At 47.0% G+C, this 26,658-nt stretch carries 28 protein-coding genes, 1 pseudogene and 1 other annotated feature; of the genes and pseudogenes, 19 read left to right on the forward strand and 10 right to left on the reverse strand.

All coding sequences use genetic code 11. The annotated features are described in order from the left end of the window. Positions 1-47: 47 nt before the first annotated feature. Together QMA01_RS08075 and QMA01_RS08080 are read right to left on the reverse strand one after the other, a co-directional pair. Positions 48-974, reverse strand: coding sequence for an iron-hydroxamate ABC transporter substrate-binding protein (locus tag QMA01_RS08075; protein WP_203340318.1), 927 nt, complete (start codon positions 972-974; stop codon positions 48-50). 5 nt (positions 975-979) lie between these two features. Next, complete coding sequence (locus QMA01_RS08080; RefSeq protein ID WP_191714622.1) at positions 980-1,771, reverse strand: ABC transporter ATP-binding protein; 792 nt, start codon at positions 1,769-1,771, stop codon at positions 980-982. Between the two features lie 130 nt (positions 1,772-1,901). Between QMA01_RS08080 and QMA01_RS08085 the strand changes: the two genes are divergently transcribed. Both QMA01_RS08085 and QMA01_RS08090 read left to right on the forward strand, forming a co-directional pair. Next, on the forward strand, positions 1,902-2,951 hold the full coding sequence (locus tag QMA01_RS08085) for an NAD(P)/FAD-dependent oxidoreductase (RefSeq protein WP_290214713.1): 1,050 nt from the start codon (positions 1,902-1,904) through the stop codon (positions 2,949-2,951). 82 nt (positions 2,952-3,033) lie between these two features. Further along, positions 3,034-3,450, forward strand: a pseudogene (locus QMA01_RS08090) (cupin domain-containing protein); the annotation flags it as partial. A gap of 102 nt (positions 3,451-3,552) precedes the next feature. Here QMA01_RS08090 and QMA01_RS08095 read toward each other — a convergent pair. After that, the gene (locus tag QMA01_RS08095) at positions 3,553-4,746 is read right to left on the reverse strand and encodes an MFS transporter (RefSeq protein WP_290214714.1); all 1,194 of its coding nucleotides are present in this window, start codon (positions 4,744-4,746) and stop codon (positions 3,553-3,555) included. Then, positions 4,743-5,114 carry a MarR family winged helix-turn-helix transcriptional regulator gene (locus QMA01_RS08100; RefSeq protein WP_301610963.1) on the reverse strand — a complete coding sequence of 124 codons (372 nt, stop codon included), beginning with the start codon at positions 5,112-5,114 and terminating at the stop codon, positions 4,743-4,745. The genes QMA01_RS08095 and QMA01_RS08100 overlap by 4 nt, the downstream gene beginning before the upstream one ends. Before the next feature lie 281 nt (positions 5,115-5,395). Here QMA01_RS08100 and QMA01_RS08105 point away from each other — a divergent pair, with 281 nt between their 5' ends. Further along, positions 5,396-6,607, forward strand: a complete 1,212-nt coding sequence (locus tag QMA01_RS08105; RefSeq protein WP_290214715.1) for an MFS transporter — start codon at positions 5,396-5,398, stop codon at positions 6,605-6,607. A 112-nt stretch (positions 6,608-6,719) separates the two neighbouring features. Here QMA01_RS08105 and QMA01_RS08110 read toward each other — a convergent pair whose 3' ends face one another. Continuing rightward, positions 6,720-7,064 carry a heme oxygenase gene (locus tag QMA01_RS08110; RefSeq protein ID WP_191714627.1) on the reverse strand — a complete coding sequence of 115 codons (345 nt, stop codon included), beginning with the start codon at positions 7,062-7,064 and terminating at the stop codon, positions 6,720-6,722. A 162-nt stretch (positions 7,065-7,226) separates the two neighbouring features. Here QMA01_RS08110 and QMA01_RS08115 point away from each other — a divergent pair, with 162 nt between their 5' ends. Then, positions 7,227-8,039, forward strand: coding sequence for a protein phosphatase 2C domain-containing protein (locus QMA01_RS08115; RefSeq protein ID WP_203340314.1), 813 nt, complete (start codon positions 7,227-7,229; stop codon positions 8,037-8,039). Here the strand turns inward: QMA01_RS08115 and QMA01_RS08120 are convergent. The 3 genes from QMA01_RS08120 to QMA01_RS08130 all read right to left on the reverse strand — a co-directional run bounded on the left by QMA01_RS08120 (position 8,033) and on the right by QMA01_RS08130 (position 11,024). Next, a complete protein-coding gene (locus QMA01_RS08120) occupies positions 8,033-8,626 on the reverse strand; it encodes a histidine phosphatase family protein (protein ID WP_290214716.1) in 594 nt (197 codons plus the stop codon). The two genes, QMA01_RS08115 and QMA01_RS08120, sit on opposite strands and share 7 nt — an antisense overlap. Positions 8,627-8,743: 117 nt before the next feature. Next, positions 8,744-9,967, reverse strand: a complete 1,224-nt coding sequence (locus QMA01_RS08125; protein ID WP_290214717.1) for a dicarboxylate/amino acid:cation symporter — start codon at positions 9,965-9,967, stop codon at positions 8,744-8,746. Between the two features lie 214 nt (positions 9,968-10,181). After that, positions 10,182-11,024, reverse strand: a complete 843-nt coding sequence (locus tag QMA01_RS08130) for an aldo/keto reductase (protein WP_290214983.1) — start codon at positions 11,022-11,024, stop codon at positions 10,182-10,184. A gap of 180 nt (positions 11,025-11,204) precedes the next feature. Then, positions 11,205-11,460, forward strand: a binding site (T-box leader). Positions 11,461-11,522: 62 nt separating this feature from the next. Here QMA01_RS08130 and QMA01_RS08135 point away from each other — a divergent pair. Further along, positions 11,523-12,740 carry an MFS transporter gene (locus QMA01_RS08135; RefSeq protein WP_290214718.1) on the forward strand — a complete coding sequence of 406 codons (1,218 nt, stop codon included), beginning with the start codon at positions 11,523-11,525 and terminating at the stop codon, positions 12,738-12,740. A 522-nt stretch (positions 12,741-13,262) separates the two neighbouring features. On the opposite strand, the gene QMA01_RS08140 is transcribed toward QMA01_RS08135, so the two are convergent. After that, on the reverse strand, positions 13,263-14,114 hold the full coding sequence (locus QMA01_RS08140; RefSeq protein WP_290214719.1) for a MurR/RpiR family transcriptional regulator: 852 nt from the start codon (positions 14,112-14,114) through the stop codon (positions 13,263-13,265). A gap of 128 nt (positions 14,115-14,242) precedes the next feature. Here QMA01_RS08140 and gnd point away from each other — a divergent pair, with 128 nt between their 5' ends. From gnd to QMA01_RS08195, 11 genes are all read left to right on the forward strand, one after another. Beyond that, a complete protein-coding gene (gene gnd, locus QMA01_RS08145) occupies positions 14,243-15,127 on the forward strand; it encodes a phosphogluconate dehydrogenase (NAD(+)-dependent, decarboxylating) (protein WP_191714634.1) in 885 nt (294 codons plus the stop codon). A 155-nt stretch (positions 15,128-15,282) separates the two neighbouring features. Beyond that, positions 15,283-16,623, forward strand: coding sequence for a GntT/GntP/DsdX family permease (locus tag QMA01_RS08150; protein ID WP_290214720.1), 1,341 nt, complete (start codon positions 15,283-15,285; stop codon positions 16,621-16,623). Positions 16,624-16,685: 62 nt separating this feature from the next. After that, positions 16,686-18,230: a gluconokinase gene (gene gntK, locus QMA01_RS08155; protein WP_290214721.1), complete on the forward strand. Its 1,545-nt coding sequence runs from the start codon at positions 16,686-16,688 to the stop codon at positions 18,228-18,230. 370 nt (positions 18,231-18,600) lie between these two features. Then, on the forward strand, positions 18,601-20,259 hold the full coding sequence (locus QMA01_RS08160) for an FAD-binding dehydrogenase (protein ID WP_290214722.1): 1,659 nt from the start codon (positions 18,601-18,603) through the stop codon (positions 20,257-20,259). 1 nt (position 20,260) lies between these two features. After that, positions 20,261-20,689: a DUF4181 domain-containing protein gene (locus QMA01_RS08165; protein WP_191714638.1), complete on the forward strand. Its 429-nt coding sequence runs from the start codon at positions 20,261-20,263 to the stop codon at positions 20,687-20,689. A gap of 20 nt (positions 20,690-20,709) precedes the next feature. Next, positions 20,710-20,874, forward strand: coding sequence for a hypothetical protein (locus QMA01_RS08170; protein ID WP_290214723.1), 165 nt, complete (start codon positions 20,710-20,712; stop codon positions 20,872-20,874). A 50-nt stretch (positions 20,875-20,924) separates the two neighbouring features. Further along, positions 20,925-21,464 (forward strand): GNAT family N-acetyltransferase, encoded by a 540-nt coding sequence (locus tag QMA01_RS08175; RefSeq protein ID WP_290214724.1) that lies wholly within the window; start codon positions 20,925-20,927, stop codon positions 21,462-21,464. Positions 21,465-21,492: 28 nt separating this feature from the next. After that, entirely contained in the window at positions 21,493-22,056 is a 564-nt protein-coding gene (locus tag QMA01_RS08180; protein WP_290214725.1) for a GNAT family N-acetyltransferase, read from the forward strand. Further along, positions 22,007-22,567, forward strand: a complete 561-nt coding sequence (locus QMA01_RS08185; protein ID WP_290214726.1) for a GNAT family N-acetyltransferase — start codon at positions 22,007-22,009, stop codon at positions 22,565-22,567. Before QMA01_RS08180 ends, QMA01_RS08185 begins: the two co-directional genes overlap by 50 nt. 30 nt (positions 22,568-22,597) lie before the next feature. Next, positions 22,598-22,966 carry a DUF4181 domain-containing protein gene (locus tag QMA01_RS08190; protein ID WP_290214727.1) on the forward strand — a complete coding sequence of 123 codons (369 nt, stop codon included), beginning with the start codon at positions 22,598-22,600 and terminating at the stop codon, positions 22,964-22,966. Positions 22,967-23,064: 98 nt separating this feature from the next. Continuing rightward, positions 23,065-23,760: a Na-translocating system protein MpsC family protein gene (locus tag QMA01_RS08195; RefSeq protein WP_290214728.1), complete on the forward strand. Its 696-nt coding sequence runs from the start codon at positions 23,065-23,067 to the stop codon at positions 23,758-23,760. A gap of 58 nt (positions 23,761-23,818) precedes the next feature. Here QMA01_RS08195 and QMA01_RS08200 read toward each other — a convergent pair whose 3' ends face one another. After that, positions 23,819-24,583: a nucleotidyltransferase domain-containing protein gene (locus QMA01_RS08200; protein ID WP_290214729.1), complete on the reverse strand. Its 765-nt coding sequence runs from the start codon at positions 24,581-24,583 to the stop codon at positions 23,819-23,821. Between the two features lie 106 nt (positions 24,584-24,689). On the opposite strand from QMA01_RS08200, the gene QMA01_RS08205 reads away from it, so the two are divergent. Genes QMA01_RS08205 through QMA01_RS08215 form a run of 3 tightly spaced genes read left to right on the forward strand, consistent with a single transcriptional unit; the run spans position 24,690 to position 26,655 of the window. Further along, positions 24,690-25,394 carry a Type 1 glutamine amidotransferase-like domain-containing protein gene (locus tag QMA01_RS08205; RefSeq protein ID WP_203340296.1) on the forward strand — a complete coding sequence of 235 codons (705 nt, stop codon included), beginning with the start codon at positions 24,690-24,692 and terminating at the stop codon, positions 25,392-25,394. 2 nt (positions 25,395-25,396) lie between these two features. Next, positions 25,397-26,176 (forward strand): alpha/beta hydrolase, encoded by a 780-nt coding sequence (locus QMA01_RS08210; RefSeq protein WP_290214730.1) that lies wholly within the window; start codon positions 25,397-25,399, stop codon positions 26,174-26,176. Further along, positions 26,173-26,655, forward strand: a complete 483-nt coding sequence (locus tag QMA01_RS08215) for a GNAT family N-acetyltransferase (protein WP_290214731.1) — start codon at positions 26,173-26,175, stop codon at positions 26,653-26,655. Before QMA01_RS08210 ends, QMA01_RS08215 begins: the two co-directional genes overlap by 4 nt. Positions 26,656-26,658: the final 3 nt, after the last annotated feature.

The raw sequence follows: 26,658 nt of genomic DNA on the forward strand, positions 1-26,658 counted from the left end.
TCCAATTCTAAAGGAGTTGCAAACCAGATTTAACGTAAAGCAGCTGGTTACTCGCCTAAAAAGTTTTCAATGAAGAATTCCAATTGGTATTCCAATGTAATCGGGTCATTGAAGTAGAACTCTTTAGCATTGGCTTCAAAAATTTGGCCGTTTTTAGCTGCGGGTGTGTTTTTGTACAGGTCGGTTTCTTGGAATGAGTTGTCCTGTGTGCTGTCTTTGCTGAAGATGACATAGTCACCCATATATTCCGGCAAGACTTCCTGGGAAAGCATATAATAACCGTCCGCTAAAGCCATTTCTTCCACTTTTGCAGGCATTTTCAATTTCATTTCCTGGTAAAGGATTTCAGTTCCGCGTCCCCAGTTATCTCCGAATACATACAATTGCTTGTCGAAGTTCTCAATAACAGAGACGGTTGCGTCTTCACCGATTTTCGCACGGATGTCTTCACCCGCTTGCTGTGAGCGTTCCTGGAAATCTGTAATCCATGCCTGTGCTTCTTTTTCTTTGTTCAACACTTTACCGATTTCCAAGTGTTGGTCCAAGTAGCCCAATTTGCCGTAAGTGAACGTGACAGTTGGTGCGATTTCTTTCAATTTGTCGATATTGTTGATGGTCGAACCGCCAAGAATCAAGTCAGGTTCCAATTCGATGATTTTTTCAAGGTCTGTGTCAGCTACTTCTTCCACGTTTTTCAGTTGTTCTTCGAAACGCGGGTTGTTTTTAGACCATGAATCGACGCCCACTAAAGGAACATCCAAGGACATGACGTCACCGCCATAAGTGGACAGCACGATGACGCGCTGTGGATCTGCAGGCACTTCAACAGGGCCGTTTTCAGATTCGTATGTAATGGTTTCAGGTGCTTTGTCAGCTTCTGCAGCGTCTGCGTCTTCAGTGGTTGACTCAGAATTGCAGGCACCCAGGATCAGCAGCAATGTTAATAGGAAGAAAGGCAAGAATAATTTTTTCATGTCGGTTAGACTCCTCTGATTAAGTTATAGGTTGTGCACATCGGTTTTTGTGTACGCGGATCCAAGCCGATTTCTGCATCGATCCGGAAAACTTCTTTCAATACAGGTTGTGTAATGACTTCGTGGCAATTGCCCGCTTTGACGATCTGGCCGTCTTTCATCGCGATGATGTGGTCGGCAAAACGCGCTGCCTGGTTCAGGTCATGGAGCACCATAATGATGGTCCGTTCCTGTTCACGGTTGAGTTGCTGCAGCAGTTCCAGAATTTCCAGCTGGTGGGCCATATCCAGGTAGGTCGTCGGTTCATCCAGGAAAATCATTTCTGTTTCCTGTGCCAATGCCATCGCAATCCAGACCCGCTGGCGCTGTCCGCCGGATAATGCGTCAACGGGGTGGTATTTAAAGAATTGCGTCCCGGTGACATCGAGTGCCCAATTGATGATTTCGTAATCCTTCTTGGACAAACGGCCAAAACCTTTCTGGTAAGGGAAGCGGCCATAAGAAACCAGTTCGCCAACCGTCAATCCGGCGGCACTGTCAGGCGTTTGTGGGAGGATGGCCATTTTCTTCGCCAGGGATTTCGTATTTTCCTGAGCAATATTGCTGCCATCCAATACCACGGATCCGGATTGATGCGAGATCACCCGAGTAATCGCTTTTAACAGCGTCGATTTGCCGCAGCCGTTGGAACCGATGATTGTCGTAATTTTCTTGTCCGGAATTTGGACCGTCAAATCTTTGACAATCAGCCGGTCCCCATAACTGATATTCAGCTCCTCGGTGAATAAACGCACCATCCAAAAACCTCCTTTTCTAAATTTATACTCTTTTTCATTGATAATGATTCTCAATTTCAGTACAATCAATACTATAAGACTAATTATTTTTATTGTCAATAAAAATATGGATGGACAGGAGTGAAGATAGATGGGGGAAAAAGAGCTTTTTGATGTAACAATTATAGGTGGGGGCCCAGCAGGATTGTATTCGGCTTTTTATAGTGGTTTACGTGAAATGAAAACGAAAATTATCGAGTTTCAGCCGGAATTGGGCGGCAAAATCCATGTCTACCCGGAAAAAATGATTTGGGACGTTGGGGGACAGCCGCCGATTCAAGGAGCTAAGCTCATTGACCAATTGGTTGCACAAGGGCTGACATTCCACCCGGAAGTCGTATTGAATGAAAAAGTTGAGTCCATTGCAAAAAATGAAGAAGGCATCTTTGAACTGATCGGTTCTTCCGGTGAAGTGCATTTATCAAAAACGGTGATCGTCGCTGTCGGTGGAGGCATCCTGAATCCGCAAAAATTGCAGATTGAAGGAGCGGAGCGTTTTGAAGTATCGAATCTGAATTACACCGTCAAATCACTGGAACGATTCAAAGGCAAAACGGTCTTGATTTCAGGCGGCGGAAACTCTGCTATCGACTGGGCAAATGAATTGGAACCGATCGCCAAGCAAGTATACGTCACCTACCGCAAGCCTGAGCTTGCAGGACATGAAGCGCAAGTGACGCAGCTGATGAACGGCTCTGCCATCTGCTGCCTCCACACCAATATTACGCGGTTGATCGCTTCGGATGACCGGGATGCCATTGAATTCGTCGAATTGACGCATCAGGAAACGAACGAAAAGCAAGTGCTGCCGATTGACGAGATGATCATTAACCACGGCTACGAACGCGACATCAGTCTGCTCGGCAACAGTCCGTTGAATATTGAAATTGCTGATGATTATTACATCGCTGGTACACCGAGCAGCGAATCATCAGTCGAAGGCTTGTTTGCAGCGGGTGACATTCTGCAGCACGAAGGCAAATTGAACCTGATTGCCGGAACATTCCAGGATGCAGCGAACGCAGTCAATAAAGCCAAGCACTACATCCAGCCGGATGCGAATAGAATCGCCATGGTGTCTTCCCATAATGAAGTGTTCAAAAAGCGCAATAAGGAATTGGTCAAGCAGTTATTGGTATAGCAAAGAACTTTTCCGGATAGTTTGAGACGGCTGAGACTGAGGTATAGAAGGCTGTGAAGATAATTCGGAGGAGGAATAGGCTATGGAATTAAAAGATTATGGAGCAGAATCGTTTGTGGTGAATATCGAAGAGGCGACCAAGCAGAATGACACATTCCGTACTGCTCTATGGACAGGCAAGAACCTGCAGGTTACCGTCATGAGCATTGAAGTGGGGGATGACATCGGCCTGGAAGTCCATGAAGGCGACCAATTTCTGCGGATTGAAGCTGGAAAAGGCTTTGTCCAAATGGGGGACAGCGAAGACAACCTGACCTTTGAAGAAAATGCTGAAGACGATTACGCCATCATGATTCCAGCCGGAAAGTGGCATAACGTCACAAACAAAGGCGATCAACCATTAAAAATATACTCCATTTACGCACCGCCGGAACATCCTCATGGCACTGTGCATGAGACCAAGGCGATTGCTGAGAAAGCTGAAGAAGAAGAGGAGTAACTGATCCGATAAATAAGCCGGATTATTAACAGTATGCAACAGTAAAATAAGATATAGAAATTGCCATCAATTCTTAGGTGAATTGATGGCCATTTTTTATTTCTAAACCAATGCCGCTGCTTCTGCGCGTTCTTTTTTGCCGTGCATCAAATAATACAAGACAGCAGTTGCAAGTACCGCAAAGCCCAGAATGCCATAAAGCGAACTGTAACCGATCAACGGAATCACAAAGCCCAGCAGGTACGGGCCGAAGCCGAGCCCGGCGTCCATTGAGATAAAGAAAGTCGAAGTGGCAAGCCCCATGCGGTGAGGCGGCGTCAGCTTGACCGCGACTGCTTGCGTCGTCGATTGCATATTGCCGAAGCCCAAACCAATCAAAGCACCGGCAACCAATAAGCCAGCACTGCTGCTGGTGATGCTCAACAGGAAAAGTCCAGCTGCAAAAATGGCGAAAGCGGGATACATCACGAAGTTTGCGCCTTTCAGATCCATCAGCCGGCCGGTAAATGGTCGGGAAACCAAGATCGCAATGGCATAAACAAGGAAAAAGTAACTGGCTGCCTGCACTAAATCTTCTTCCATCGCAAAGAAGTTGATAAAGGAGAGAACGCTGGAATAGCAAAGGGCGATGGCCAGACAAACGAGTGCAATCGGTACAGCTTTCGGTTCGATGTAATCAGAAATCTTAAACCCTTTCGTTTCGTCAGTCACAGGCGGTGCAATAACCGGCGGTACATAGACAAACAAAGATACGGCCAGGCTGACGACACCCAGCACCAAACATAAAGAGAAAATCATTTGGTAGCTGCTGTGCTGGCTCATCATTAACCCGATGAAGGGTCCAAAAGCTGTGGCTAAAGTCGAACTGAGGCTGAAATAACCGATGCCTTCGCCTTTGCGTCTCATTGGAATGATCTGAGCAACGATGGTTCCGGCGGCCGTGCTGGCCATCCCCAACGTCATTCCGTGAAGGAAGCGGTTGAGCATCAGGAAAGGAAGTCCAAAATTCAGGAAATAGAAGAACGTAGTCAAAGTGAATAACGCAAGGCCCATGACCAAGGTCTGCTTGCGGCCGATCTTGTCGATCGTACGGCCGATAATCAGCCTTCCTGCTAAAGCACCCAGAATGAAAATTCCGGTGACGAGGCCGGCTTCACTTGTCGAAGCCCCATATTCCTCAACGGCATAGACGGCGATTGTGACCATCAATAGATAGAAGATGAGAACTAAGAAAAAATTCACTAAAGCAGTGACGATAAAGTCTTTTGTCCATAAAGGAGGATTGTTTTTATTCATTTGGAATTCTCCCTGCTGATTAAATTCATGCGTATGGTTTTCATCATCTCAATCCCGGCAAGTTGATCTTCTTCGGGAATATGAGACAGAATTTCTTTTTCAAATTGATCGATTGTGACACGGACTTCCGCATATACTTTTTTGCCGTGGGCGGTGAGCTGCATCCGTTTTTCACGTCTGTCTTTGCCAGGGATATGCTCTAAGTAACCTTGCTCTTCCAAACGGGTTACGGTACGCGTCACGGTCGGTTTTTCAATCCGTTGGTAATGCGCAAGCTCCACTAACGTTGCAGAGTCATTATTGGCTATATAATACAAAATTGACCATTGAGCCCGGTAGAGCCCATGCTTGCCAAGTTCGTTATTCAAATGATGTTCAAAGGGCCGGGACAGCAAAAGAAATTGATGAAAAAACTCTTGAAAAGCTTTAATGAAAAACACCTCTTTATAATGTTGATGACGTTTGTTATCAAGGGTAACCATATCAAAAGATAGGGGCTGAAACAACGTTTTAAATCATAAAGAAAGTGAAAGCTTCTGTACTTTTGTTAATAACCCTGTATAATAATTAGTTATCTTGGGTAACTAATTTACTTCGATAATAGACAACAATTGTCTAGAAATCATATGGAGATGGGTGAGTAAGAAAAATGGAACAGAAAAAAGAGCCATTATGGACAAAAGATTTTCTGCTTGTTTTTGGCGTGAACTTCTTATTGTTTTTAAGTTTTTATTTATTGGTAGTCATCATTCCGGTTTATGCAAAAGGGGAGTTTAATGCCTCCACCAGTATGGCCGGTTTGGCTTCCAGTATTTTTGTGGTCGGTGCATTGATGGGCCGGCTGTTCGGAGGATCAGCTATTGAACGGATAGGAAGAAAAAAACTGTTGTTTATCGGCTTGGCTGCGTTTCTAGTACTGACGCTGCTGTATTTCCTCATCAACAGTTTGGCCTTGCTCTTGTTTATCCGCCTCTTCCACGGCATCGCCTTTGCACTGGCTTCTACAGCTACAGGCACGATAGCCGCTAGCCTGATTCCCAATTCCAGACGTGGGGAAGGGACAGGGTATTACGGCGTCAGCATCATCATCGCCTCTGCAATCGGACCGTTTATCGGTCTATTGATCACGGACCGTATTTCGGCAGAAGCCAATTTCATTATTTGTAGTGTGCTGGCGCTTGTCACTTTGCTTGCTGCATTGTTCATGAATATTCCGCGGCTTGTATTAACCGCTGAACAAATGAAAGAAATGAAAGGACTTAAATTGTCCAATTTTCTGGAACCAAAAGCTGTCCCGATTTCAATCATCAGTTTTGTCATGGCCTTGGGCTATTCAAGTGTACTCTCCTATCTGACTTTTTATGCCAAGGAAATAGATCTTGTCGAAGCCGCAAGCCTATTTTTTATTGTCTACGCTGTGGTGGTAATCCTGTCCAGACCGTTTACGGGCCGCTTATTTGACGTTAAAGGCGTCAATATTGTGATGTATCCGGCAATCATCGCTTATGCCATTGGCATGGTACTATTGAGCCAAGCACATAGCGGGATCATTCTGCTCCTTGCAGGCGTATTTATTGGTCTTGGATACGGTACATTGCAGTCCAGTTCTCAAGCCTTGGCGATTAAGCTATCGCCCGCACATCGAATGGGGCTGGCAACCTCCACTTTCTATATTTTTGTGGACATCGGCATCGGTTTTGGACCGTTTGCACTCGGGTTCATCACGCCGCTTGTCGGATTTAGGGGAATGTATTTATTGATAGCGGCCATGCTTGCTGCCAGCGTGGTTTTATACCATCTGCTGGTTGGCAGACAACAAAAGAACGGCTGGGAAAAAGCCGAAGGCGTCTCGGTCGAATAAAAAAAGATCAATTGAACACTGTCTCATTTTAAAAGTGAACATCAAAACAGGCACTTTCCCGATAACGGGAAAAGTGCCTGTTTTTACATTAAAGTTTAAAGCAATTCATTTCTTATGCTTGCTTTTTCGGTGTAGCTTCGATAGTAGAAGCCACTTTAGCGATGACCAATTCACTGCCAAGCATTGGAGATTCTTTTGGTGGTTCATTGGAGTTTTCTTCCGGACGCTTATGGGATTGTTTGAAAGCGTCACTTGATTTCCAAGCTTCAAAGCTCTCAAGGTTCTCCCAATACATATTGACGTTCAATTCATCGTGTTCTTCCAAGTTCTGAGTGATGGTCGCTTCAACTTTAACGAAGCCTTCCATTTCCTGCAAAGCACCTGGACGAGTGAAGTTAGGAGCCATCTTTTCTGCAAATCCTTTTTTCATTTTAATGCGGTTGGTTACTACATACATTAAGAACCTCTCCTTTTCAGATTGTATTTTGTTTTTCACTGATATAAATTTTATCACATTCTCCAGATGGATGTGTGTACTGGCAGTGTCCATCTTCTTTCTCTACTCAATTTGATTAATGTTGATTATAATTGAAAGAATATTGAGGAATGGGGTTATGACATGGTGAAACAAAGAAAGCAGTTCAGTTGGATCGGCAGTGAGCATACATATATCGACCAAATGGACATACTGCCTTTGGGACATATGGTACTTGGCCGATTCGGTGGAAACTCGGCTGCCGGCCAGTCTAAAAATGAAGACGGCTGTCTGATTTGGTTGGAAGATAAAGAAGACTGGGAGTTCGTGATGGTTCTGGATGCGCATAATTCTGCCCAAAGTGCCGAATTAGTCATCAGTCAAGTTGAAAATCATAAAAAACAAATCGCTTCTCTACTGTCGGGTAAGGTCAGTGTTAGCTTGTTCAAAGGTATTGAAAACGTTCTGTTGCAGTTGTTTCAGGAGGATAGCTTTAAAGAAGATTGCCGGCAGGTGCAAGGCGAAACAGCTTGTTTGATAGTAGTCAGGAAAGGGAAGTACCTCTACTGGTTTTCTGTCGGCGATTGCCTGTTATACCTTTTTCATCCCGAACTGGCCGCTTTTGGGCAATACCAACTAAATCAACGCCACTTCTATGAATGGGTCGGCCAAGTGAATACCTTTGCGCAAGAAGCTCCATGCTACAGCAGCGGAACCAGGGAGTTGCGGCAAGGCGAAAACCAGATCTTGCTGACGACAGACGGGTTGGTAGAGTGCCCAGGGGGGATATTTGCTGAACCCGAAAGTATCTGGCAGGAGTGCAAAGATACCGATACCGCAGCGGGCGTCGCTGGCTTACTAGCCAAAATTCAAAAAAACCACGTCCGCGACAGCACGACAGTGGTTTCCTGGAAAGTGAATATAGACGAAGCGGCAGCTTATGCCAGTAATCAATAACTTTCGCTTTTCTGCAAATGGACGGTGCAATTATATAATGAGCAATTCCACTGGCTTTCGGCATTTTTTAAAATCGTGATGGACGTATTGTCCATGGAAGTTTCCTGGAACTTCTCCGGCATAAGTTTTTTTAACGTCAAGCCGATCAACGCTCCGTGGCTGACAATCAGTACACGCTGTCCGCTGAAATTTTCCAGTATATCTTCAATGCATGCCAGTCCGCGATCGGCTGCCTCTTCTCGGCTTTCCATTGCCAAATCAAGTTCGCGCCAATCGGCTCCCCATTTTTCCAGACGTTCTTTTTCCGTTGTGCCTTCAATTTTGCCGCCGCTTCGTTCACGAAGCCGCGTGTCAAAATGGCTGACCGGAAAATGAAGCTTTTTGCCGATGATTTCCGCTGTCTCTTTGGCACGGGACAAATCACTCGAGATGATCAGATCCCAATCCTCTTCTCTCGACAGCCGTTCTGCAAGCGCCTCGGCTTGCTGTCTGCCGGTTTCATTCAACGGAATATCCGCTGACCCTTGCGCGATGCCTTGTATGTTCCAATCCGTGATGCCATGCCGTACCAACCCAATTGTCGTCAATAAAGCCATCTCCTTTGGTGTGTTACTTAACAGGATAGCGAAATGCGTTTGTCAGAACAAGTTGAAAGAATACATGAACCTCAAAAAAGGCTGCCGGAAGGGCAGCCTTTTTCAGAGTCATGCAGTTTTTCGTTTCTTTTCGTTTTGGTCGATCACAGTGGTTCCCACCAAATCACCGGTTACGTTCAATGCTGTACAGCCCATTCCAACCAATGCATCGATGGCGGTCAGCAATGCCACAGCTTCCATCGGCAATCCCAGTTGGACGAATACCGTCGCGATCATGACAATTCCGGCACCCGGAACGCCAGCCGTACCGATGGAAGCTAACGTTCCGACCAATACCACCATCAGCATTTCGGACAGGCTTAATGGATCTCCGACGAGGTTTGCAGCGAAGACGGCTGAAACGGCAATGCGGATGGCGGCTCCGTCCATATTGATGGTTGCGCCGAGCGGCAGGCTGAAGCCGTACAAGCTCTTGGACAGCCCTAGGTTTTTAGCGGCAGTCAACGTCAGCGGCAGCGTTCCGGAACTGCTTTGAGTAACAAAGGCAGTCAGCATCGGTGTGCGCGCCTGCTTGAAAAACTGTCCCGGTTTGACTTTGAACAGTACCAGAACCAAGGTATACAACAAAATCTGGACGATCAAGGCAACGTAGAGGACGAGCACCATTTCGCCAAGGGACAATAGTGTATCGAAGCCCTGATTTCCGACAGTCTCTGCCATAATGGCGAAAATTCCGATCGGCACATACTGGAGAACTGCCTTTAAAACCAGCAAGGTCAGTTCATTCAATGCAGTGACGGTTTTATACAAATGGTCGCCGAGGCTTTCAAATTCACTGGATTGGCGCATATAGGACAACGCGATGCCAAAAGCGAAAGCAGTGAAAATGATGCCGAGCAGATTAAGTTCCGTAAAAGCGGTGAAGATGTTGGAAGGGACGATGTTCAACAGAACACTGACAATCCCTGGGTTTTCCGGGACATCGAAAGTTTCATTGCCCTGCAGCTGCATGCCGGTTCCGGGCTGAAAGAAGCTGGCGACGGCCAAACCGACAATAATGGCGAAGGCGGAACTGAGGGTGTAGTAAATGAATACTTTACCGCCCATACGTCCGAGATCCCCAATCGAGGATTGGTTGATTCCGACCATCATGGTAAAAAGAATCAAAGGAATAATCAGGAAGGTCAACAGATTCAGCAATAAGTCACCGAAAGGCGCCAAAACAGCAGCCTGCTCTCCAAAAATAAGGCCGACAGCGATGCCGAGAATGAGTGCAATCGTGATTTTTAAAATTAATGAGGCATCGAGATACCGTTTCCAGAAAGTTTTCATTTTCTCTCTCCTTTTTCAAGAAATAATAATTCTTATAAAATCTATCGGAATTTACTTCATTAACTTATAACAGAGAAAGGAGGAGTGTCAAAACACCTGCTTAGCCTTTCGATAAAATCGTTGCAGGTTCAAGGCGGCTTTTTCAATCTGTTTTATGATTTATTGAAGCAGCAGTAAAAGCAGGCAGCCTTGATGGAGGGCTGCCTGCTTGAGGTTAAAAATTGAAGTTGTCCGGATCCGGTCCGACACGCTTGTTTTCATTCAATGCCGAAATCCGTTCCATGTCTTCGTCTGTCAGTTCAAAATCAAAGACCTGTGAGTTTTGAATGATTCGGGCTTCTTTGATGGATTTGGGAATGGTCACGACACCGTTCTGCAGATCCCAGCGCAGAATCACCTGTGCGACTGTTTTTTCAGTTTTCGCAGCAATCTCCACGAGCACAGGATGATCCAGCAGTTTGCCCTGCATCAATGGGGACCAGGCTTCCAGTTGAATATCATGAGCTTTGCAGAAATCGTGCAATTCCGCTTGCGTCAGGAAAGGATGGTACTCCACCTGATCAACCATCGGGGTGATTTCCGCATCTTTCAGTAATTCCTCTAAATGATGGGTATGAAAATTACTGACGCCGATCGCTTTAACACGGTCTTCCTTATACAAGGTTTCGAGGGCGCGCCACGCTTCTTTGTATTTCCCTTCAACAGGCCAATGGATTAAATACAGATCCAGGTAATCCAAGCCCAGTTTTTTCAGGCTGGTTTCATAGGCAGCTAGTGTCGAGTAGTAATCAAGGTCTGAATTCCACACTTTTGAAGTGACAAAAAGTTCTTCTCTGGTGATGCCGGCATCCGCCAATCCTTCACGGATGCCTTGGCCAACGCCTTCTTCATTGCCATAAGCGGCAGCTGTATCGATGCTGCGGTAGCCATTGATGATCGCCATTCGGACTGCATCGATGACTTCCGACCCTTCACTGACTTTGAATACACCCAGACCGAACCAGGGCATGTTGACTCCGTTGTGCAAAGTGGTGGTGTCTTGTAAGGCTTTCATTATTCTCATCCTCCATAAAGATAAGTGGTCGGTTCTTGTGAAACATATGGTATTCGGACTTCCGTGAAACCAAAAATAATCTTCTTAATAGCCATGAATACCCCATGAACAGAAGCTGAAACCGGATATGGCCAGTTCAAAAAACATTTACAGACTTTGGGCAAAATGCTAGGATATAAAAAACAAAATGCGTTGAAGAGAAGAGTAGGCCATCGCCTTCTTTCCAGAGAGTTCCGGAAGCTGAAAAGGAACAAGAAGAAATGGCCGAAGCAAAACTCTGAGCAGCACATCGGAACCGCTTTTAAGGGGATGGTGTGACAGGAGCTCCTGTTACAGAGCTGAAGTATAAGCAGGCGAGCCTGCCGTACTTGATGAGTTCGATATGGTGACATATCGAAACAACTGGAATGGCACCGCGAAACCGATTCTCGCCTCCAAGACAATGGTCTTGGAGGTGGGATTTTTTATTTTCCAAATAAAAAGGGGAGCGGGGAATGAAGGATGAAAAACTGGAGAGCGCCAGTGATTATGCTGATGGTCATTGGAATAGCGAATATTGGAGCATGGATCTACCTAATCGCCATGAACCTGCTGGTGCTGAAGATGACAGGAGGATCGGCCTTGGCCGTAGCGGGCCTTTACTTGATGCATCCGGCAGCGGCATTGCTGACAAATTTATGGGGTGGCACGTTGATCGATCGAATGAACAAAAGAAGGATTCTCGTGGCTCTTGATGTTTTTCGGGCCGTGTTAATCGGTGCATTGCCTTTTTTCACTTCACTGCCTGCAATTTACTTGATGGTTTTTCTGATCGGAATGGGAAGCTCAATTTTTCAGCCGGCTTCAACGACCTATATCACCATGCTTCTAAATCCTTCACAACGAAAAAGGTTCAATTCTTTCAGAAGCCTGATGGATTCAGGCGCTTTTCTGATTGGCCCCGCTGTAGCAGGACTGCTGTTCCTGATTGGAACACCCAGCTTTGCCCTCTACATCAATGCGGCCGCCTTGCTGATTTCAGCGCTGCTTACTTTGCTGTTGCCGAATCTGGAGAAAGGGCACCCTGCCAGCGAACTTTTTGCCTTTCGTTTATTGCTTGTGGACTGGCAAATCGTCAAGGAGTTTAGTCATCAGAACTTGAATGTTATGGCCGTGTACTTTGTTTTCAGCAGTTTTCTGGTGATGACAGCAGCACTGGATTCGCTGGAAGCGGCTTTTTCCATTACCGTTTTAGGATTATCCGAGCAGCAGTATGGTCTATTGGTCAGTTTGGCCGGGCTTGGCATCATTGCCGGTTCAATCGTCGTTTGGATAGGAGCAGACCAATTCTCTGCCGCTTTTCTGATGGCAAGCGGGGCTGTACTTACTGCAGTGGGCTATCTGATTTATGCTGTTTCCACTGGCTTTGAAGGAGCAGCGTCCGGATTCCTGGTTCTGGCCTTTTTCTTGGCTTTCGCCAATACCGGATTTCAGACGTATATTCAGGACAATATTCCTGTTGCGGTAATGGGCAGAGTTATCAGTGTGTACGGTTTGCTGGAGGCTGTCTTTCTGATCGTCCTGACGGTGCTTGCGGGAGTAGCGGCAGAGCTTTTTTCCATACGGTTGGTGATCATTTGCGGATCCATGGGCATGCTGTGCATCAGTGCGCTGGTGGTTTATGCATTAGTGGACAAAGGAAGAGCAAAGCTCGACTATCCGACTGAAATTAATAGGTAGTAGATTTCAGAGAGGTGAGCGGACTGTCCGCTGCTTTGGGCTTGTAGACAAAAGAATGATTCTATTATTTCAAGAGTAAATAGTTAATCGGTCATCGTTATACCGGATCCTGCGCTCCAGGCGGACGCTTTCCGCGGACGAAGCGCTGAGCCTCCTCGTCGCAAGCTCCTGTGGGGTCTCATCACTCCGTTCTTCCGCAGGAGTCGCCGCCTTGCGCTTCGGATCCTTCAGTCACGTGATGATTCGTTTCATCTAAGCTGTTTTTTATATGACTGGCCAGCTTGCTCTCTTTTTTGAAGCGGGGCACTTCCAACCGGGCTGGCCACGAAGACTCCTTTGCGACGAAGCTAGCGCAGCGATGCAGGAGCAATGGTTTTTCCAGTGACGAGGAGGCTGAAGCTGAGTCCACGGAAAGCGAAGTGGCCAGTCCGGTTGGAGTTATACACTGTTATTCATTTTGAATAGACTTTGTCTACAGTCTGAAAGCTCGTTCCTTTATAGTAGGAACGAGCTTTTTCACGGCTATAACCGCTTGCGCGACATTGCTTCACGCATATCCTGAAGGGATTTCTTGCCTTCATTGCCGCGGGCGATCATCAGATTGGTATAGAGCGCATCAATCAAACTTAACTGCGCGATGCGGGAAGACAAGGCTTCAGAACGGAAATCGGTTTCTTCCGACAGGGTGTAAAGGGCGATATCCGCTTCTTTGGACAAAGGAGATTTGGCGAAATTGGTGACGCAAATGATGGTGACGCCTTTTTCCTTCAGGACCTTTAAAACATCCAGAACATCAGTGGTGGAGCCGGAATGGGAGATGACAATGGCTACATCGTCCGACTGGAGCTGGGAAGCGGCCATCAGCTGCACATGAGAATCAAGATTCATGGAAACATGAAGACCCAAGCGGATGAATTTATGGTATCCGTCCATGGCCACCATGGCTGAACCGCCATTTCCGTAAAAATCAATTTTCCGGGCGTTCATCAATTTTTCAATTGCCGAATTCATCGCTTCTGCATCAACAATCTGAAGAGTGTCCTCAAGCGTTTTGATATTGGAGCGGAATACTTTTTCAGTGACAGTACTGATGCTGTCGCCTTCTTCAATTTTTTCATGAATGTCTTTTAAAGGAGCCACAACCTCTGCGGCGAGCGAAATCTTAAAAGCCTGGAAGCCCTTAAAACCAATTCGTTGGCAGAAGCGGAAGACGGTTGATTCAGCCAGCCCCAGCTCATCGGCAATCTGGTTAATGGTCAAATGAATGATATTTTTTGGATCGTTCAAAACATAATCGGCGATTTTTTTTTCTTTTTCACTGAAATGGCGGTAACTACCGCGTATGGCAGCCAGCGCAAATTGCTGTTCTTTCATGATCCGCGCCTCGTTTCTCGGGAAGTATTTTCATCTATTATACTTTAACATGTTGCGCACGGAAAAATATTTGATACAATGGACGAAATAAGGAAAAAAATTCTTTTATTCTGAAGGAGGATTCCACAATGGAAATTGGAATTATTGGGTTGGGCAAAATGGGATTGAACTTGGCACTGAATTTAACGGATCATGGCCATAAAGTTATCGGTTACGACAGCTACGCAGCAATCGAAGAAAGCGGTTTCACACAAGCTTCTTCTATTGAAAAAATGGTGAAAGAGCTGAAAGCTCCCCGTACGCTTTGGCTGATGGTGCCGGCTGGCGAAATCACCGAATCGGTTATCGGACAATTAATGCCTTTGCTTGAAGAAGGAGATACCATCATTGATGGCGGAAATTCGAACTACAAAGACACAGTGCGACGGGCGGCGACTTTGAAAGAGCACGGCCTCTTCTTTTTTGACTGCGGAACGAGCGGAGGAACTGAAGGAGCTCGCCACGGGATTTGTGCAATGATCGGCGGCGATGCAGAAAAATTCAAAACCATCGAACCGCTATTGAAGGATATTTCTGTACCGGATGGCTATTTGTATACAGGCGAAGCGGGCAGCGGACATTTCCTGAAAATGATCCACAACGGCATTGAATACGGCATGATGCAGTCGATTGCAGAAGGGTTTGACATCCTCAACAAAAGCCCGTTCGACTTTGATTACGAAAAAGTGGCTGACGTTTGGAACCACGGATCCATCATCAGTTCGTATTTGATGGAAATGACGAAAAACGCATTTTCAAAAGACGCCAAACTGGAAAGCATCAAAGGCGTCATGAATTCTTCAGGTGAAGGCAAATGGACTGTAGAGACGGCGCTTGACTTGAATGTTCCGGCACCGGTCATCACTTTGTCGCTCATGATGCGCTACCGCTCATTGGAAGAGGATACCTTTGCAGGGAAAGTCGTGGCAGCACAGCGCAATGAATTCGGCGGCCATGCAGTAGAGAAAAAATAATACCGGTTTAATCAGCAATTAGTCATTGCCAAAAATAGTTTGCGCAGACATACGCTGGCGCATCCGGGGGATGAACGCCAGCCAGGCTAAAAGCGAAGGAAAAAATTTCTGATTCAGCTGAATAGGCTGGAGCTACATAATAAGGGGGAGAAGATTTGTCAGGTTCAATGTTGATCATGGTCGCACTTGCAGGTATATTCTTATTATTATTTTTGGTCATCCGAACTAAATTGCATGCCTTTGTGGCTTTGCTGCTCGTCAGTTTGCTGGTGGGGATAGCCGCTGGCATGCCGCTTGGCGAAGTGATTAATTCCATCCAAAACGGCATGGGCGGCACACTCGGCTTTGTTGCGGTAGTGGTCGGCCTGGGTGCCATGTTCGGTAAAATGCTGGAAGTGTCGGGTGGTGCGGAGCGTTTAGCTGCTACGATGATCAGCAAATTCGGTGAAGACAAAGCGCAATGGGCGTTGGGCGTCACCGGCTTTATCGTGGCGATTCCAGTATTTTTCGATGTCGGTTTCATTATTTTGGTGCCGATCGTTTATGGTTTGGCAAGAAAAACGGGCAAGTCGCTGTTGCATTACGGGATTCCGCTGTTGGCAGGATTGGCCGTTACACACAGTTTTATTCCGCCGACTCCGGGACCGATTGCGGTTGCGGAACTGGTCGGGGCAGAACTTGGATGGGTCATTCTGTTTGGGGTGCTTGCGGGGATTCCGGCGATGATTTTAGCTGGACCGGTATTCGGGCGTTTCATCGGCAAAAAGATTCATATTGTGATTCCGGATTACATGGAGTTGGAAGAAAAAGAATACGATAAAGAGTTGCCGAGCTTTGGTATGATCACGTCGTTGATCTTGATTCCTCTGGTTCTCATCCTATTGAATACTTTATCCGGTGTTTTGCTGGATGAAGGGAATATGGTGCGTGAAATCCTGACATTCCTCGGGCATCCTTTCGTGGCATTGACGATTGCGACGATGTTGACGTTCTATTTGCTCGGAACAAAGCGCGGCTATTCGCGTCAGGAAGTGCAGGATATCGCGACCAAAGCGCTTGAACCTGCCGGGATCATCATTCTGGTAACAGGCGCAGGCGGTGTTTTCAAGCAAGTGCTGATCGACTCTGGAGTCGGCGATGTATTGGGTGAAATGATGGGGGATTCGGCTTTGCCGCCAATCGTTCTGGCATTTTTGATTGCGACTGCTGTACGTGTAGCGCAAGGTTCCGCAACGGTTGCCATGGTGACTGCGGCCGGTTTGATCACACCGCTTCTTGAAATGGTCGGAATGACCGGACCAGCGTTGGGCTTGATCGTTATTGCCATTGCTTCAGGCGCAACGGTCTTATCCCACGTCAATGACTCAGGCTTCTGGCTCGTTAACCGTTACTTCGGCATGGACGTCAAGGATACCTTGAAATCCTGGACCGTCATGGAAACCATTATCGGTCTCACCGGGTTCGTGGTAGTGTTAATCATAAGCTTTTTTATCTAAATTAAACCTGAAGAGAAAAAGGAAAGATTCCTTTTTCTTTTTCTGCTATGAGGAGGGCTCTTATGCCTGAACAGTCATATTATTTGGGAGTAGACATCGGTACCACTTCCACAAAAGCCGTTTTGTTCAATAAAGCGGGCGCAGTATTAGAAGCCGACACCGTTTTTTATGCACTGGAAACGCCAAGTCCACTGATTGCGGAACAAGATCCGGAAGAAATTTTTCGTGCAGTATTGACCGCTGTGCGCAAAACCATCCGCCAAAGCGGCATTGATGCGCAACAGCTGAAACTGGTGTCATTCAGTTCAGCGATGCACAGCCTGATTGCGGTGGACGCAGCAGGAAATCTGCTGACACAAAGCATCACCTGGGCTGACACAAGAAGCTCGAAGCATGCCAAGCACATAAAAGAACAGCTGAACGGCCATGAAATCTACTTGCGTACAGGGACACCGATCCATGCGATGTCGCCGCTCTCAAAGTTGGTCTGGCTGAAAGAGGACAAGCCGGAAGTATATGCGCAGGCAGCGAAATTCATTGGCATCAAGGAATTTGTATTCCACCACTTATTCGGCGAATACGTCATCGACCATTCCATTGCTTCTGCAACCGGGCTCTTCAACCTCCAAGAACTGGATTGGGACGAAGAAGCGTTGGCGGTCGCTGGTGTTGCGCCTGCACAATTATCGCGGCCGGTTCCGACAACACACCAATTGAGAGGACTCGCTCCGGAACATGCCTTGTTTATGGGAATTCCGGAAGAGATTCCGTTTATCATCGGCGCAAGCGATGGCGTCTTGGCGAACCTTGGCGTTGATGCCATTGAACCAGGTGTACTGGCCGTCACAATCGGCACGAGCGGCGCTATCCGCACCGTGACTTCGGAACCGAAAACGGATCCGAAAGGGCGGACTTTCTGCTATGCATTGACTGAAAACCACTGGGTGGTCGGCGGGCCTGTCAACAATGGCGGCATCGTCCTGCGCTGGCTGCGGGATGAGTTCGCTTCATCCGAAGTGGAAACGGCGAAACGCCTCGGCATCGATTCCTATGACGTGCTGACGAAAATTGCCGAGGGCGTCAATCCTGGAGCAGACGGCTTGTTGTTCCATCCGTATTTGACTGGGGAACGGGCGCCATTATGGGACTCGAATGCCCGCGGATCGTTTTTCGGGCTCAGCATCCATCACAAAAAACAGCATATGATCCGTTCTGTGCTGGAAGGCATTGTCTTTAACTTGTATACAGTGCTGCTGGCTGTCGAAGAACTTACCGGGGAACCGGTGCGCATCCAGGCATCAGGCGGCTTTGCCCGTTCGGAAATGTGGCGCCAATTGCTTGCCGACGTGTTCGGCAAGCCGGTGGTCATTCCGGAGAGCTTCGAGAGCTCCTGCCTCGGCGCTGTTGTTCTCGGCATGTACGCCACAGGGGAAATCGAGGATTTCAGCATCGTTTCCGAAATGATCGGTCAGACGCATACGCATGAGCCGGATGAAGCGGCGGCGAGTGTCTATCGGGAACTGTTGCCGATTTATATCCGTTTATCGCGCCTGCTGACAGAAGAATACGAAAGCATTTCAGACTTCCAGCGGAAGCATTTGGAATGAGACGCAACACCCGGGACCAGAAAGCTGGTTTCGGGTGTTTTTTAGGTTGATTGGTTGGAAATATTTTCTTTATTTATTCTAATAGAATCGGAAAATTGCTTTTGCCTAATCTTATGCACGCTCAGCAAATTATATGCACGTTCAACATAAAATGCGAATGCTTGGCAATCTTTACGCACGTTTAAAATAAAATACGCACGCTCAGCAGAATATATTCCTGCAATAAATTAAACAATCAGAAAACAACTAAAAATATCTATAATTTTCCAAACCCGCATGATACGATAAAGACAAACTTCAAACTATGGGGAGTTACTCCTCAAGATGGAACAACAGTGCTTAATCATTCAACATCAAGGGGGATGTACGGATGGAATTTGATGCGATTATTGTGGGGGCAGGCCTTGCGGGGCTTGTGGCGGCAGCGGAAATCGCTGACGCAGGCAAAACAGTATTGCTGTTGGATCAGGAGCCGGAAGCGTCTTTTGGCGGACAGGCGTGGTGGTCGTTTGGCGGCCTGTTTTTAATCGATTCGCCTGAACAGCGGCGCATGGGCATCAACGATTCAAAAGAATTGGCTTGGCAGGATTGGCTGGGGGCAGCCGGTTTCGACCGGGAGCAGGATGAAGATTACTGGGGCAAGAAATGGGCGGAGGCTTATGTGGATTTTGCAGCAAATGAAAAGCGGAGCTGGCTCGCCGGAATGGGCGTCAGATTCTTTCCAGTCGTTGGCTGGGCTGAACGCGGCGGTTATTTGGCGGAAGGGCACGGCAATTCGGTGCCGCGCTTCCATATCGTCTGGGGAACAGGACCGGGAATCGTTGAGCCGTTTGAACGGCGGGTACGCGAACATATGAAGAACGGACTGATTGATTATCGGCCGAGACATCAAGTGGATGAATTGCTCACCAAAGATGGAGTGGTGACCGGTATAGTGGGGTCGCTGCTGGAGCCTAGCGATGCCCAGCGGGGAGAAGTCAGTTCGCGGCAAGTAGTCGCCAATTTCCGATGCGAAGCAAAGGCCGTCGTCGTTACAAGCGGCGGCATCGGAGGCAACCATGACTTGATCCGGAAAAACTGGCCGAGCCGCATGGGTAAGGCGCCGGAAGCCATGTTGTCTGGAGTACCCGAGCATGTCGATGGCAGGATGCTCGCCATTACGGAAAAAGCCGGCGGGCGCATCGTCAACCGGGACCGGATGTGGCATTATACCGAAGGCATCAAGAATTGGAATCCGGTCTGGAGCAAACACGGCATCCGGATTCTGCCGGGGCCATCTTCCATGTGGTTCGATGCCACAGGGGAACGTTTTCCCTCACCGAATTTTCCAGGGTTCGATACGCTTGGAACACTCGAGACCATCCAGAAGACCGGCTATGGCTATTCCTGGTTCATTTTGACGCAAAAAATCATCGAAAAGGAATTTGCGCTATCAGGTTCGGAACAAAATCCGGATTTGACGGGCAAAAGCATTCCACAGGTATTATCGCGTGTCCGTGCCGGAGCGACGGCACCGGTGCAGGCCTTTATGGACAAAGGGGAAGATTTTATTGTAGCGGATACACTCGAGGAACTGGTCAAAGGAATGAACAGCCTGACTGGGGAAGAGCTATTGGATTTTGAACGAATCAAAGAACAGATCGAAGCGCGTGACCGCCAGCTCGACAATCCCTTCTCCAAAGATTTGCAGATCACAGCGATGCGCGGCGCACGGAACTACCGGGGAGACCGGCTGATCCGCGTAGCGGCACCTCATAAATTGCTGGACCGTAAAAAAGGGCCGCTTATTGCGGTTCGCCTGAATATTGTCAGCCGCAAAACCTTGGGCGGCTTGCAGACGGACTTATCCGCTCGTGTGTTGAATGAAGCCGGAGAGCCGGTGTCTGGTCTGTATGCCGCTGGAGAAGTGGCGGGATTCGGCGGTGGCGGTGTCCACGGCTACCGGTCATTGGAAGGAACTTTTCTTGGCGGATGCCTGTTTTCGGGCAGAGTAGCAGGCAGAGCTGTGGCTCAAAGGGGAGGTTCTTGAAGTGTTGTTTGAAGGCATAGGATGGCGCGTGATTCTTTTTATAATGGGAGTCGGAGCCAGTACTTTCTTAGTGAATTCAGTCTTGCGAAGAATTTTCGGGGTGGAGAGAAAACCGTTCTTTTCCAAAGATGAAGAGTATGAGGGCCAGAAAAAGTGGGACAGGATATTTAACGGGCTATCCGCGGTTGCGGCGTTTTCCGTGCCGTTGCTGGTCTACGAATACGGCGCTGCCAGCCTTTATGTTTTGTCGATTTCGATTGTCATCGGCGCAGTCCAGCTGATAATCCGCGCAGCATTTCAGAAAAAGCATGCAGAAAACCCGCATGAGTATATGTACACCTTATTGGAATCGCTTACGGGTGCCGTTATTTTCGTTACTTTTGGGTTAAGTTTATTCCCTGAGTTTTTGGAATACGTCTACAATATCTAAACGGATTGGAGGAGAGAAGAATGGGAGATATAATCGCCGCAATCTTTATTTTAGTACCCGCTTTTATTGCTGCATTCGCATTGAGATGGATCAGAATCATGCGCATCAATTCAGAAAAACAGGTGGAGCAGAATGAAGAAATCATTAGCTTGCTGAAAGCGGACGCACGGGAAGGCAACCGTTAAAGCCGCAAACTTGTTTCACGTGGAACTTTGTCACGCAAAGGAGTGATCCAGTGAAAGGCAAAAAGGTGTACGTCAGGTTTTTGCGTTCCTCCGATGCAGCGGAAAAGCTAAAACTTGAGATAGAAAACAGGGGGTTTTTCGAGGCGTACGCGATGACCCGTTACCCTGACTTTTATACGCTTCCGCTTCAGCGGGAATTGATTGAAATTTATGCGGAGCAGAAAGAAGATGACCAGGCTTACAGCTTTGGAATCTTCGAAAATGAAACAGATCGATTGGTTGGAACCATCAGTCTCGTGCAGGTGATGCGGGGGCCGCTTCAAAGTGCAGTTCTCGGATATGCCCTCGATCAGAAACATAATAATAAAGGCTATACCACGGAAGCGGTAGAGCTGGTTGTAGGCTATGCTTTTCGGAAGCTGGCGCTGCACCGCATTGAAGCGGGTGTCATGCCGGGAAATGATGCATCTATTCGGGTTCTGGAAAAAGCTGGTTTTCATAAGGAAGGAATTGCGTTGCAGAACGTCCAGATAAACGGTGAATGGCAGGATCATCAAGTGCTGGCCATCATCAATCCGCGGGATCTCTGAAAGACAGAAGTGAGAGAAGGGTGGTTCTATGCACATTCAATCAGATAGGCTCCAGTTCCGAAATTATACAGATGAAGATTTCCAGTTTTTATGGTCGCTGTTAGCCGATCCGGAAATGATCCGCTATATCGGCAAAGGGCAGACGCGAAATAAAAGCGAAGCTCTCGAATTCCTCTACTGGATTTATCGTTCCTATAAAGAAAATCCGAAGAGTGGCTTAATGCTGCTGGTACGGAAAGAAGACGGCAAGCGAATCGGCCATGCCGGACTGGTGGCTCAGACCATCGAAGGAATTGATGAATTGGAGGTTGGCTATTGGGTAGCTAAGGAATTTTGGGGCCAGGGTTACGCCAAAGAAGCGGCAGAGGCTTTGCGCGACTATGGGCTGCATCAGTTAGGAGAAAAACGCCTCATTTCTTTGATTCAGCCAAGGAACACCGCTTCACACAAAGTGGCACAGCATATCGGCATGACAATAGAGAAAGAAGTTATCCTGTCCGGACAAAACGTCTGTGTCTACGCAATTGAAAAGGAGGGACAAAATGGACTTCCCGCAATTGGAAACGGAAAGGCTGTTGTTAAACAGGATTGAGGAACGTGACGCTGAAAGGTTCTTTGATATCATGTCGCGCGATGAAGTAACAATTTATTGCGGCATGGATAGTCTGGTCCACTCCGAAGAGGCTGTTGAAATGATCCGTTCCTTCCAAACCAGTTTCAATTTAAAAAGAGGAATGCGTTGGGCAATCCGTCTGAAGGAGACTGGCGATTTTATCGGAACTATCGGTTTGAACAATTTGTATCTGGGCTCCAAAAAAGCGGAAATCGGCTATGAACTGCATCCGGATTATTGGCGCCAGGGGTTCACGCAAGAAGCGATTCGCGGCGTATTAAGCTACGCTTTTGCAGAACTTGGCCTGTACCGGATCGGAGCTGTGACCTTTCCGGAAAACAAGTCATCAAACCGGCTGTTGGAAAAGCTAGGCTTTACGTGGGAAGGGCGATTGCGCGGTTATTTGCATCAGCGCAACCAATCCCATGATGCTTTTATTTTCTCCATTCTCAGGACAGAATGGATGGGCGAAGAAAAAGCTGAAGGATGAACAGAGAATTTCAAGGAAGGAGGAAAGAGCTTGATCGTTGAAGCGCTCCTATTATGCCTGAGTTATATTGTCGTCAACTTTTTTGTAAGGCGTTATGTAAGAAAACGCTGGGACATTGCAGAGCGCAAGAAATGGCTGTACTGGCCCTTGAACCGGGTTCATGCATTGATTGAAGCATGCTTGATGATTGCTTTCCTTGTAGGGGCATTCACTTTGGGAAATCAGTTAATGGGAACCATCAATTGGGTGTATTACCTCTTTCTCTTTTTCTTCATCAGTTTAATCAGCCGCGCATTCATGGAGTGGAAATACGCTAAAAATGATAATATGTGGATCAGCCAATTGTCGGAAGCGGGGATTGTGGCGATCCTGCTGCTCAGTTTTTTTGTACTGCCCTGAAGGAGGCTTTCTTGAACGGCTGTAGAGGGTTTAATGGTCGAGGATAGGGGAAAAGCATCTGCAATATGCTCCATCCCACCGAAAGGAGAGAGGCCATTATGAAGAAAGAAAAGACTACTGAATCAGAAGTAAGTGGTTATATTTCAGGGTTATTCCGGACGCATTTCGGGAAAGGCCCAGCCTCCGTATTCGTTGCGATCCGTAAACCGTTCGTTGTCATTCATTTGCGTGAATTCCTGGCTCCGACTGAAAAAGTACTGATGAGCCAAAAAGAATCGGTCAGAGTACAAGAAATCAGGGATTTGCTTATGAGGGATTTGAAAGAACAAATTAAGTTGGATTTGCTGAAGTCAGCGGAACTGGAAATCAAAGAAATTCATGCGGATTGGAATTTGGAAAATAAAACCGGGTTATTGATTCTGGTGTTGAATGGAGAAGCTGAAGAAAAAGCGCAGGAATGGCCGAAAGATATCGACAAAAAAGCTTTTTATCAAGAAGTGGCGGATGCCAGCAAGAAAGCTCAAAAAGAACCGGATAAGACAGAAGTCGTTTGGCTGAATGAGCGGACGGTATTGATCCGAAGAGAAGGAATTTTGATTGAGATTGAAAAGGAATTGATCAGGAATAACTTCACGGAACAATTGAAATTGGCCAAGCGCCCACTGGAAGCAAAACTCATCTATAATTCCTCGTTGGAGCAGCTGCTAAACAGGAAAATAACCGAGGCCTTTACCGATTGGGATTTTAAAGACGATATCGGTTACATGGTGCTGCTGATTGAAGCGAAAAAGTGAACAAGAAATCCTGAATAATAAAAAGAGAAGCGCCGCATTAGGCGCTTTTCGCGTAGGTTCACTCGATTTCGATCATTTTTTTCATCAGTGGCATAATCTGTTCTTTATCTTTTACTTGTTCTTCCATCCAAAGGTATTCTTGTCTCAACAGCTGTCGGATCTGCGAAGCGGCTTGTGCATGATCTGCCGGGGTCATCTTACTGGAAATCTGTTCGATTTCTGAAAAGACAGCTGCCGGCAATGAACGGCTCACTGCTTTCAAGCCTAATTGCGTCCGTTCTGGGGCGTATCGGTACAATAAGACCCGCGCCAAATGTTCCAGCACATGCGACAGCATCTTCACTGCCCACACCCCGTTTCCTCTGGCACCCGCTTTTCGGTACTGAAATAAAAACCACGCGACATCAATGACATGATCTTTATACTCGGCTGGAGTGATTTCCAGACTCTGCGATTCTGTGAATTGTTCCAGCAGGTTTTCAGGGTCATAAACGACTCTAAAGAAATCTTTTGCCGTAAATGATTCCGCTGTCACCGTAAACAGGTCGATGTGCAGCAAATTATCAAAGACCGCTATAAGCTGCGGAGCAATGATGAAAATGTCATCCTGAAAAAGCACCGGCCGGTATGCTTGAAGATGCGCGAGGCGCTCAGCCAGGAAAGCTTCTTCCTGCTCTTTTTCGACAAGGCAATACAAATCAATATCTGAATGTTCGTCGTGTTCATTTCTGCCCATGGAGCCTTTTAGGAAAACAGCTCGAACATGAGGACTTTCTATCAAACTGGCTGTGATGGTTTCTACCGCGACTTCCTGTACAAGCATAAGAATCCCCCGATGGCTGATTTTTTTTCTTATTACTATAGCATAGAAGGATAAACCTTCCAATTCGAAGAATAAAGAGAAAAAGAAACAAAGAAAGGTGAGAAATATGCGTCAAATTATTGCTATGGGCGGTGGAGGGTTCTCGATGGAACCTGATAATCCATTACTTGACCGATACATATTGAAGCAAGCCAATAAACCCTGCCCAAAAATCTGCTTTATTCCGACAGCGAGCGGAGATGCAGACAGCTATATCGGAAAGTTCTATGATTTTTTCAACCAGCAGAACTGCGTGCCAAGCCACCTGTCTTTGTTTAAACCGCCGACACGGGATTTGGAACAGTATGTACTGGACCAGGACATCATTTATGTAGGCGGCGGCAATACCAAAAACCTGTTGGTGCTCTGGAAAGAATGGGGATTGGACAAAATGTTAAGAAAAGCCTGGGAGCAGGGAATCGTCTTAGCTGGCCTCAGTGCCGGCTCGATCTGCTGGTACGAAGAAGGTGTTACGGACTCCTATGGAGATACACTCGAACCGCTCCAGGCATTGGGTTTTCTGAAAGGCAGCCATTGCCCGCATTATGACGGAGAAGCCGATAGAAGGCCGGCATACCGGCGGTTCATCACTCAAGGAATCCTGCAAGCAGGGATTGCGGCGGATGATGGAGCGGCCATCCACTATATTGGACAAGACATCAAGCGGATTGTTAGTTCGAGACCGGCTGCTAAAGCTTATCGGGTGAATACGGACGGGGAAGAAGCGTTGGCAGTGGAGTATTTGGGATCTACGAAACATAAAGGAGAATAGAAATGCTGGATATCTTTCCGATGACGATGAAAGCTTTTAAACAAGACCGCGTGATTCGGGTCTATCTGCCACAAAACTATCCATCCAGCAATAAAAAGTACCCTGTGCTTTACATGCATGATGGCCAGAATGTCTTTCAGGACGATAGAGCCATTGGAGGAGTATCGCTGGAGCTTGAAAAGTATTTAGATGAACAAGAGTTGGATGTCATTGTGGTAGCCATTGACCAAAACAGTGATGAACGAAAAAATGAGTATTGTCCGTGGGAGAACGGGGCATACAGCAAACGGTTTTTAGAAGTGGAAGCTCCTTCTTTTGGAGGAAATGGAGCAACCTATATTGACTTTATTGTCGAAGAGCTGAAGACTTATATCGATAGAACATACAGAACGAATAAGAATCACACAGCAATAGCGGGAATATCAATGGGTGGCCTGATTAGCTTATATGCTGCTTGCCGCTACCCTGCGATTTTTCAAGACCTGATTGTATTGTCTGGCGCATTTTATGCCAATCAGGAAAAAATGGAAGAATTGCTGAAGACGGCAGATCTATCCGAGATCCGCAGTCTGTACATGGACTGCGGAACAAATGAAGGCGGCATGGGAACCTTCTTGAGCAATGAATTCCTTGCTTCAAATCAAGCCATTTATGAAGCCATCAAAAGAAGTATGCCTGCAGCAGAATTCAAGGTATTAGCGGGTCAAGGACACCATTATCGTTCTTTCCAAAAAAGAGCGCCGCAGCTTTTTTCTTTTTTAACCAATGAGGTGCCCCTATGAAAATAAGATTGGAAAAAGCGACTGCCTTGGATGCTCCCGCTATTCTGGCCATGCAAAAAGCGGCTTTTCTGCCGTTGTTGGAGCAGTACCAGGATCATGACACCAATCCAGTAAACGAAACACTGGAACAGGTACTCGGCAGAATCAATGATCCTGTTTCAATTTACTACAAGATTGTCGCGAAGGAATACATGGTCGGAGCAATCCGGATCAAATGGGAGGAAGAATGCCGGTTTTGGGTCAGCCCGTTGTTTGTGGACCCTCTTTATCAAGGGCTTGGCATTGCACAGAAAGCGATGGAACAGGCAGAACTTCTGCATGCGGAAGCGGAAACTTGGGAACTGGCCACAATTTTAGAGGAGGAAGGGAATTGCCGGTTCTATGAAAAATTGGGTTACCGGCCAACTGGTGTCACTAATCAGCTAAACGATAACGCCACTCTGGGTTATTTCAAAAAAACAGCAAAGGACGTCGTCTAAATG

This window comes from Planococcus notacanthi (assembly GCF_030407825.1).
Classification (GTDB): domain Bacteria; phylum Bacillota; class Bacilli; order Bacillales_A; family Planococcaceae; genus Planococcus; species Planococcus notacanthi.

Bases quoted from the DNA above. Each gene is read 5' to 3' on its own strand.
- QMA01_RS08205 (WP_203340296.1), top strand. From the start codon at position 24,690: ATGCGTCAAATTATTGCTATGGGCGGTGGAGGGTTCTCGATGGAACCT.
- QMA01_RS08085 (WP_290214713.1), top strand. From the start codon at position 1,902: ATGGGGGAAAAAGAGCTTTTTGATGTAACAATTATAGGTGGGGGCCCA.
- QMA01_RS08115 (WP_203340314.1), top strand. From the start codon at position 7,227: ATGGTGAAACAAAGAAAGCAGTTCAGTTGGATCGGCAGTGAGCATACA.
- QMA01_RS08140 (WP_290214719.1), bottom strand. From the start codon at position 14,114: ATGAAAGAACAGCAATTTGCGCTGGCTGCCATACGCGGTAGTTACCGC.
- QMA01_RS08215 (WP_290214731.1), top strand. From the start codon at position 26,173: ATGAAAATAAGATTGGAAAAAGCGACTGCCTTGGATGCTCCCGCTATT.
- gntK (WP_290214721.1), top strand. From the start codon at position 16,686: ATGCCTGAACAGTCATATTATTTGGGAGTAGACATCGGTACCACTTCC.
- QMA01_RS08200 (WP_290214729.1), bottom strand. From the start codon at position 24,583: ATGCTTGTACAGGAAGTCGCGGTAGAAACCATCACAGCCAGTTTGATA.
- QMA01_RS08195 (WP_290214728.1), top strand. From the start codon at position 23,065: ATGAAGAAAGAAAAGACTACTGAATCAGAAGTAAGTGGTTATATTTCA.
- QMA01_RS08185 (WP_290214726.1), top strand. From the start codon at position 22,007: ATGGACTTCCCGCAATTGGAAACGGAAAGGCTGTTGTTAAACAGGATT.
- QMA01_RS08095 (WP_290214714.1), bottom strand. From the start codon at position 4,746: ATGAATAAAAACAATCCTCCTTTATGGACAAAAGACTTTATCGTCACT.
- QMA01_RS08180 (WP_290214725.1), top strand. From the start codon at position 21,493: ATGCACATTCAATCAGATAGGCTCCAGTTCCGAAATTATACAGATGAA.
- QMA01_RS08160 (WP_290214722.1), top strand. From the start codon at position 18,601: ATGGAATTTGATGCGATTATTGTGGGGGCAGGCCTTGCGGGGCTTGTG.
- QMA01_RS08075 (WP_203340318.1), bottom strand. From the start codon at position 974: ATGAAAAAATTATTCTTGCCTTTCTTCCTATTAACATTGCTGCTGATC.
- QMA01_RS08125 (WP_290214717.1), bottom strand. From the start codon at position 9,967: ATGAAAACTTTCTGGAAACGGTATCTCGATGCCTCATTAATTTTAAAA.
- QMA01_RS08080 (WP_191714622.1), bottom strand. From the start codon at position 1,771: ATGGTGCGTTTATTCACCGAGGAGCTGAATATCAGTTATGGGGACCGG.
- QMA01_RS08105 (WP_290214715.1), top strand. From the start codon at position 5,396: ATGGAACAGAAAAAAGAGCCATTATGGACAAAAGATTTTCTGCTTGTT.
- QMA01_RS08170 (WP_290214723.1), top strand. From the start codon at position 20,710: ATGGGAGATATAATCGCCGCAATCTTTATTTTAGTACCCGCTTTTATT.
- gnd (WP_191714634.1), top strand. From the start codon at position 14,243: ATGGAAATTGGAATTATTGGGTTGGGCAAAATGGGATTGAACTTGGCA.
- QMA01_RS08210 (WP_290214730.1), top strand. From the start codon at position 25,397: ATGCTGGATATCTTTCCGATGACGATGAAAGCTTTTAAACAAGACCGC.
- QMA01_RS08135 (WP_290214718.1), top strand. From the start codon at position 11,523: ATGAAAAACTGGAGAGCGCCAGTGATTATGCTGATGGTCATTGGAATA.
- QMA01_RS08110 (WP_191714627.1), bottom strand. From the start codon at position 7,064: ATGTATGTAGTAACCAACCGCATTAAAATGAAAAAAGGATTTGCAGAA.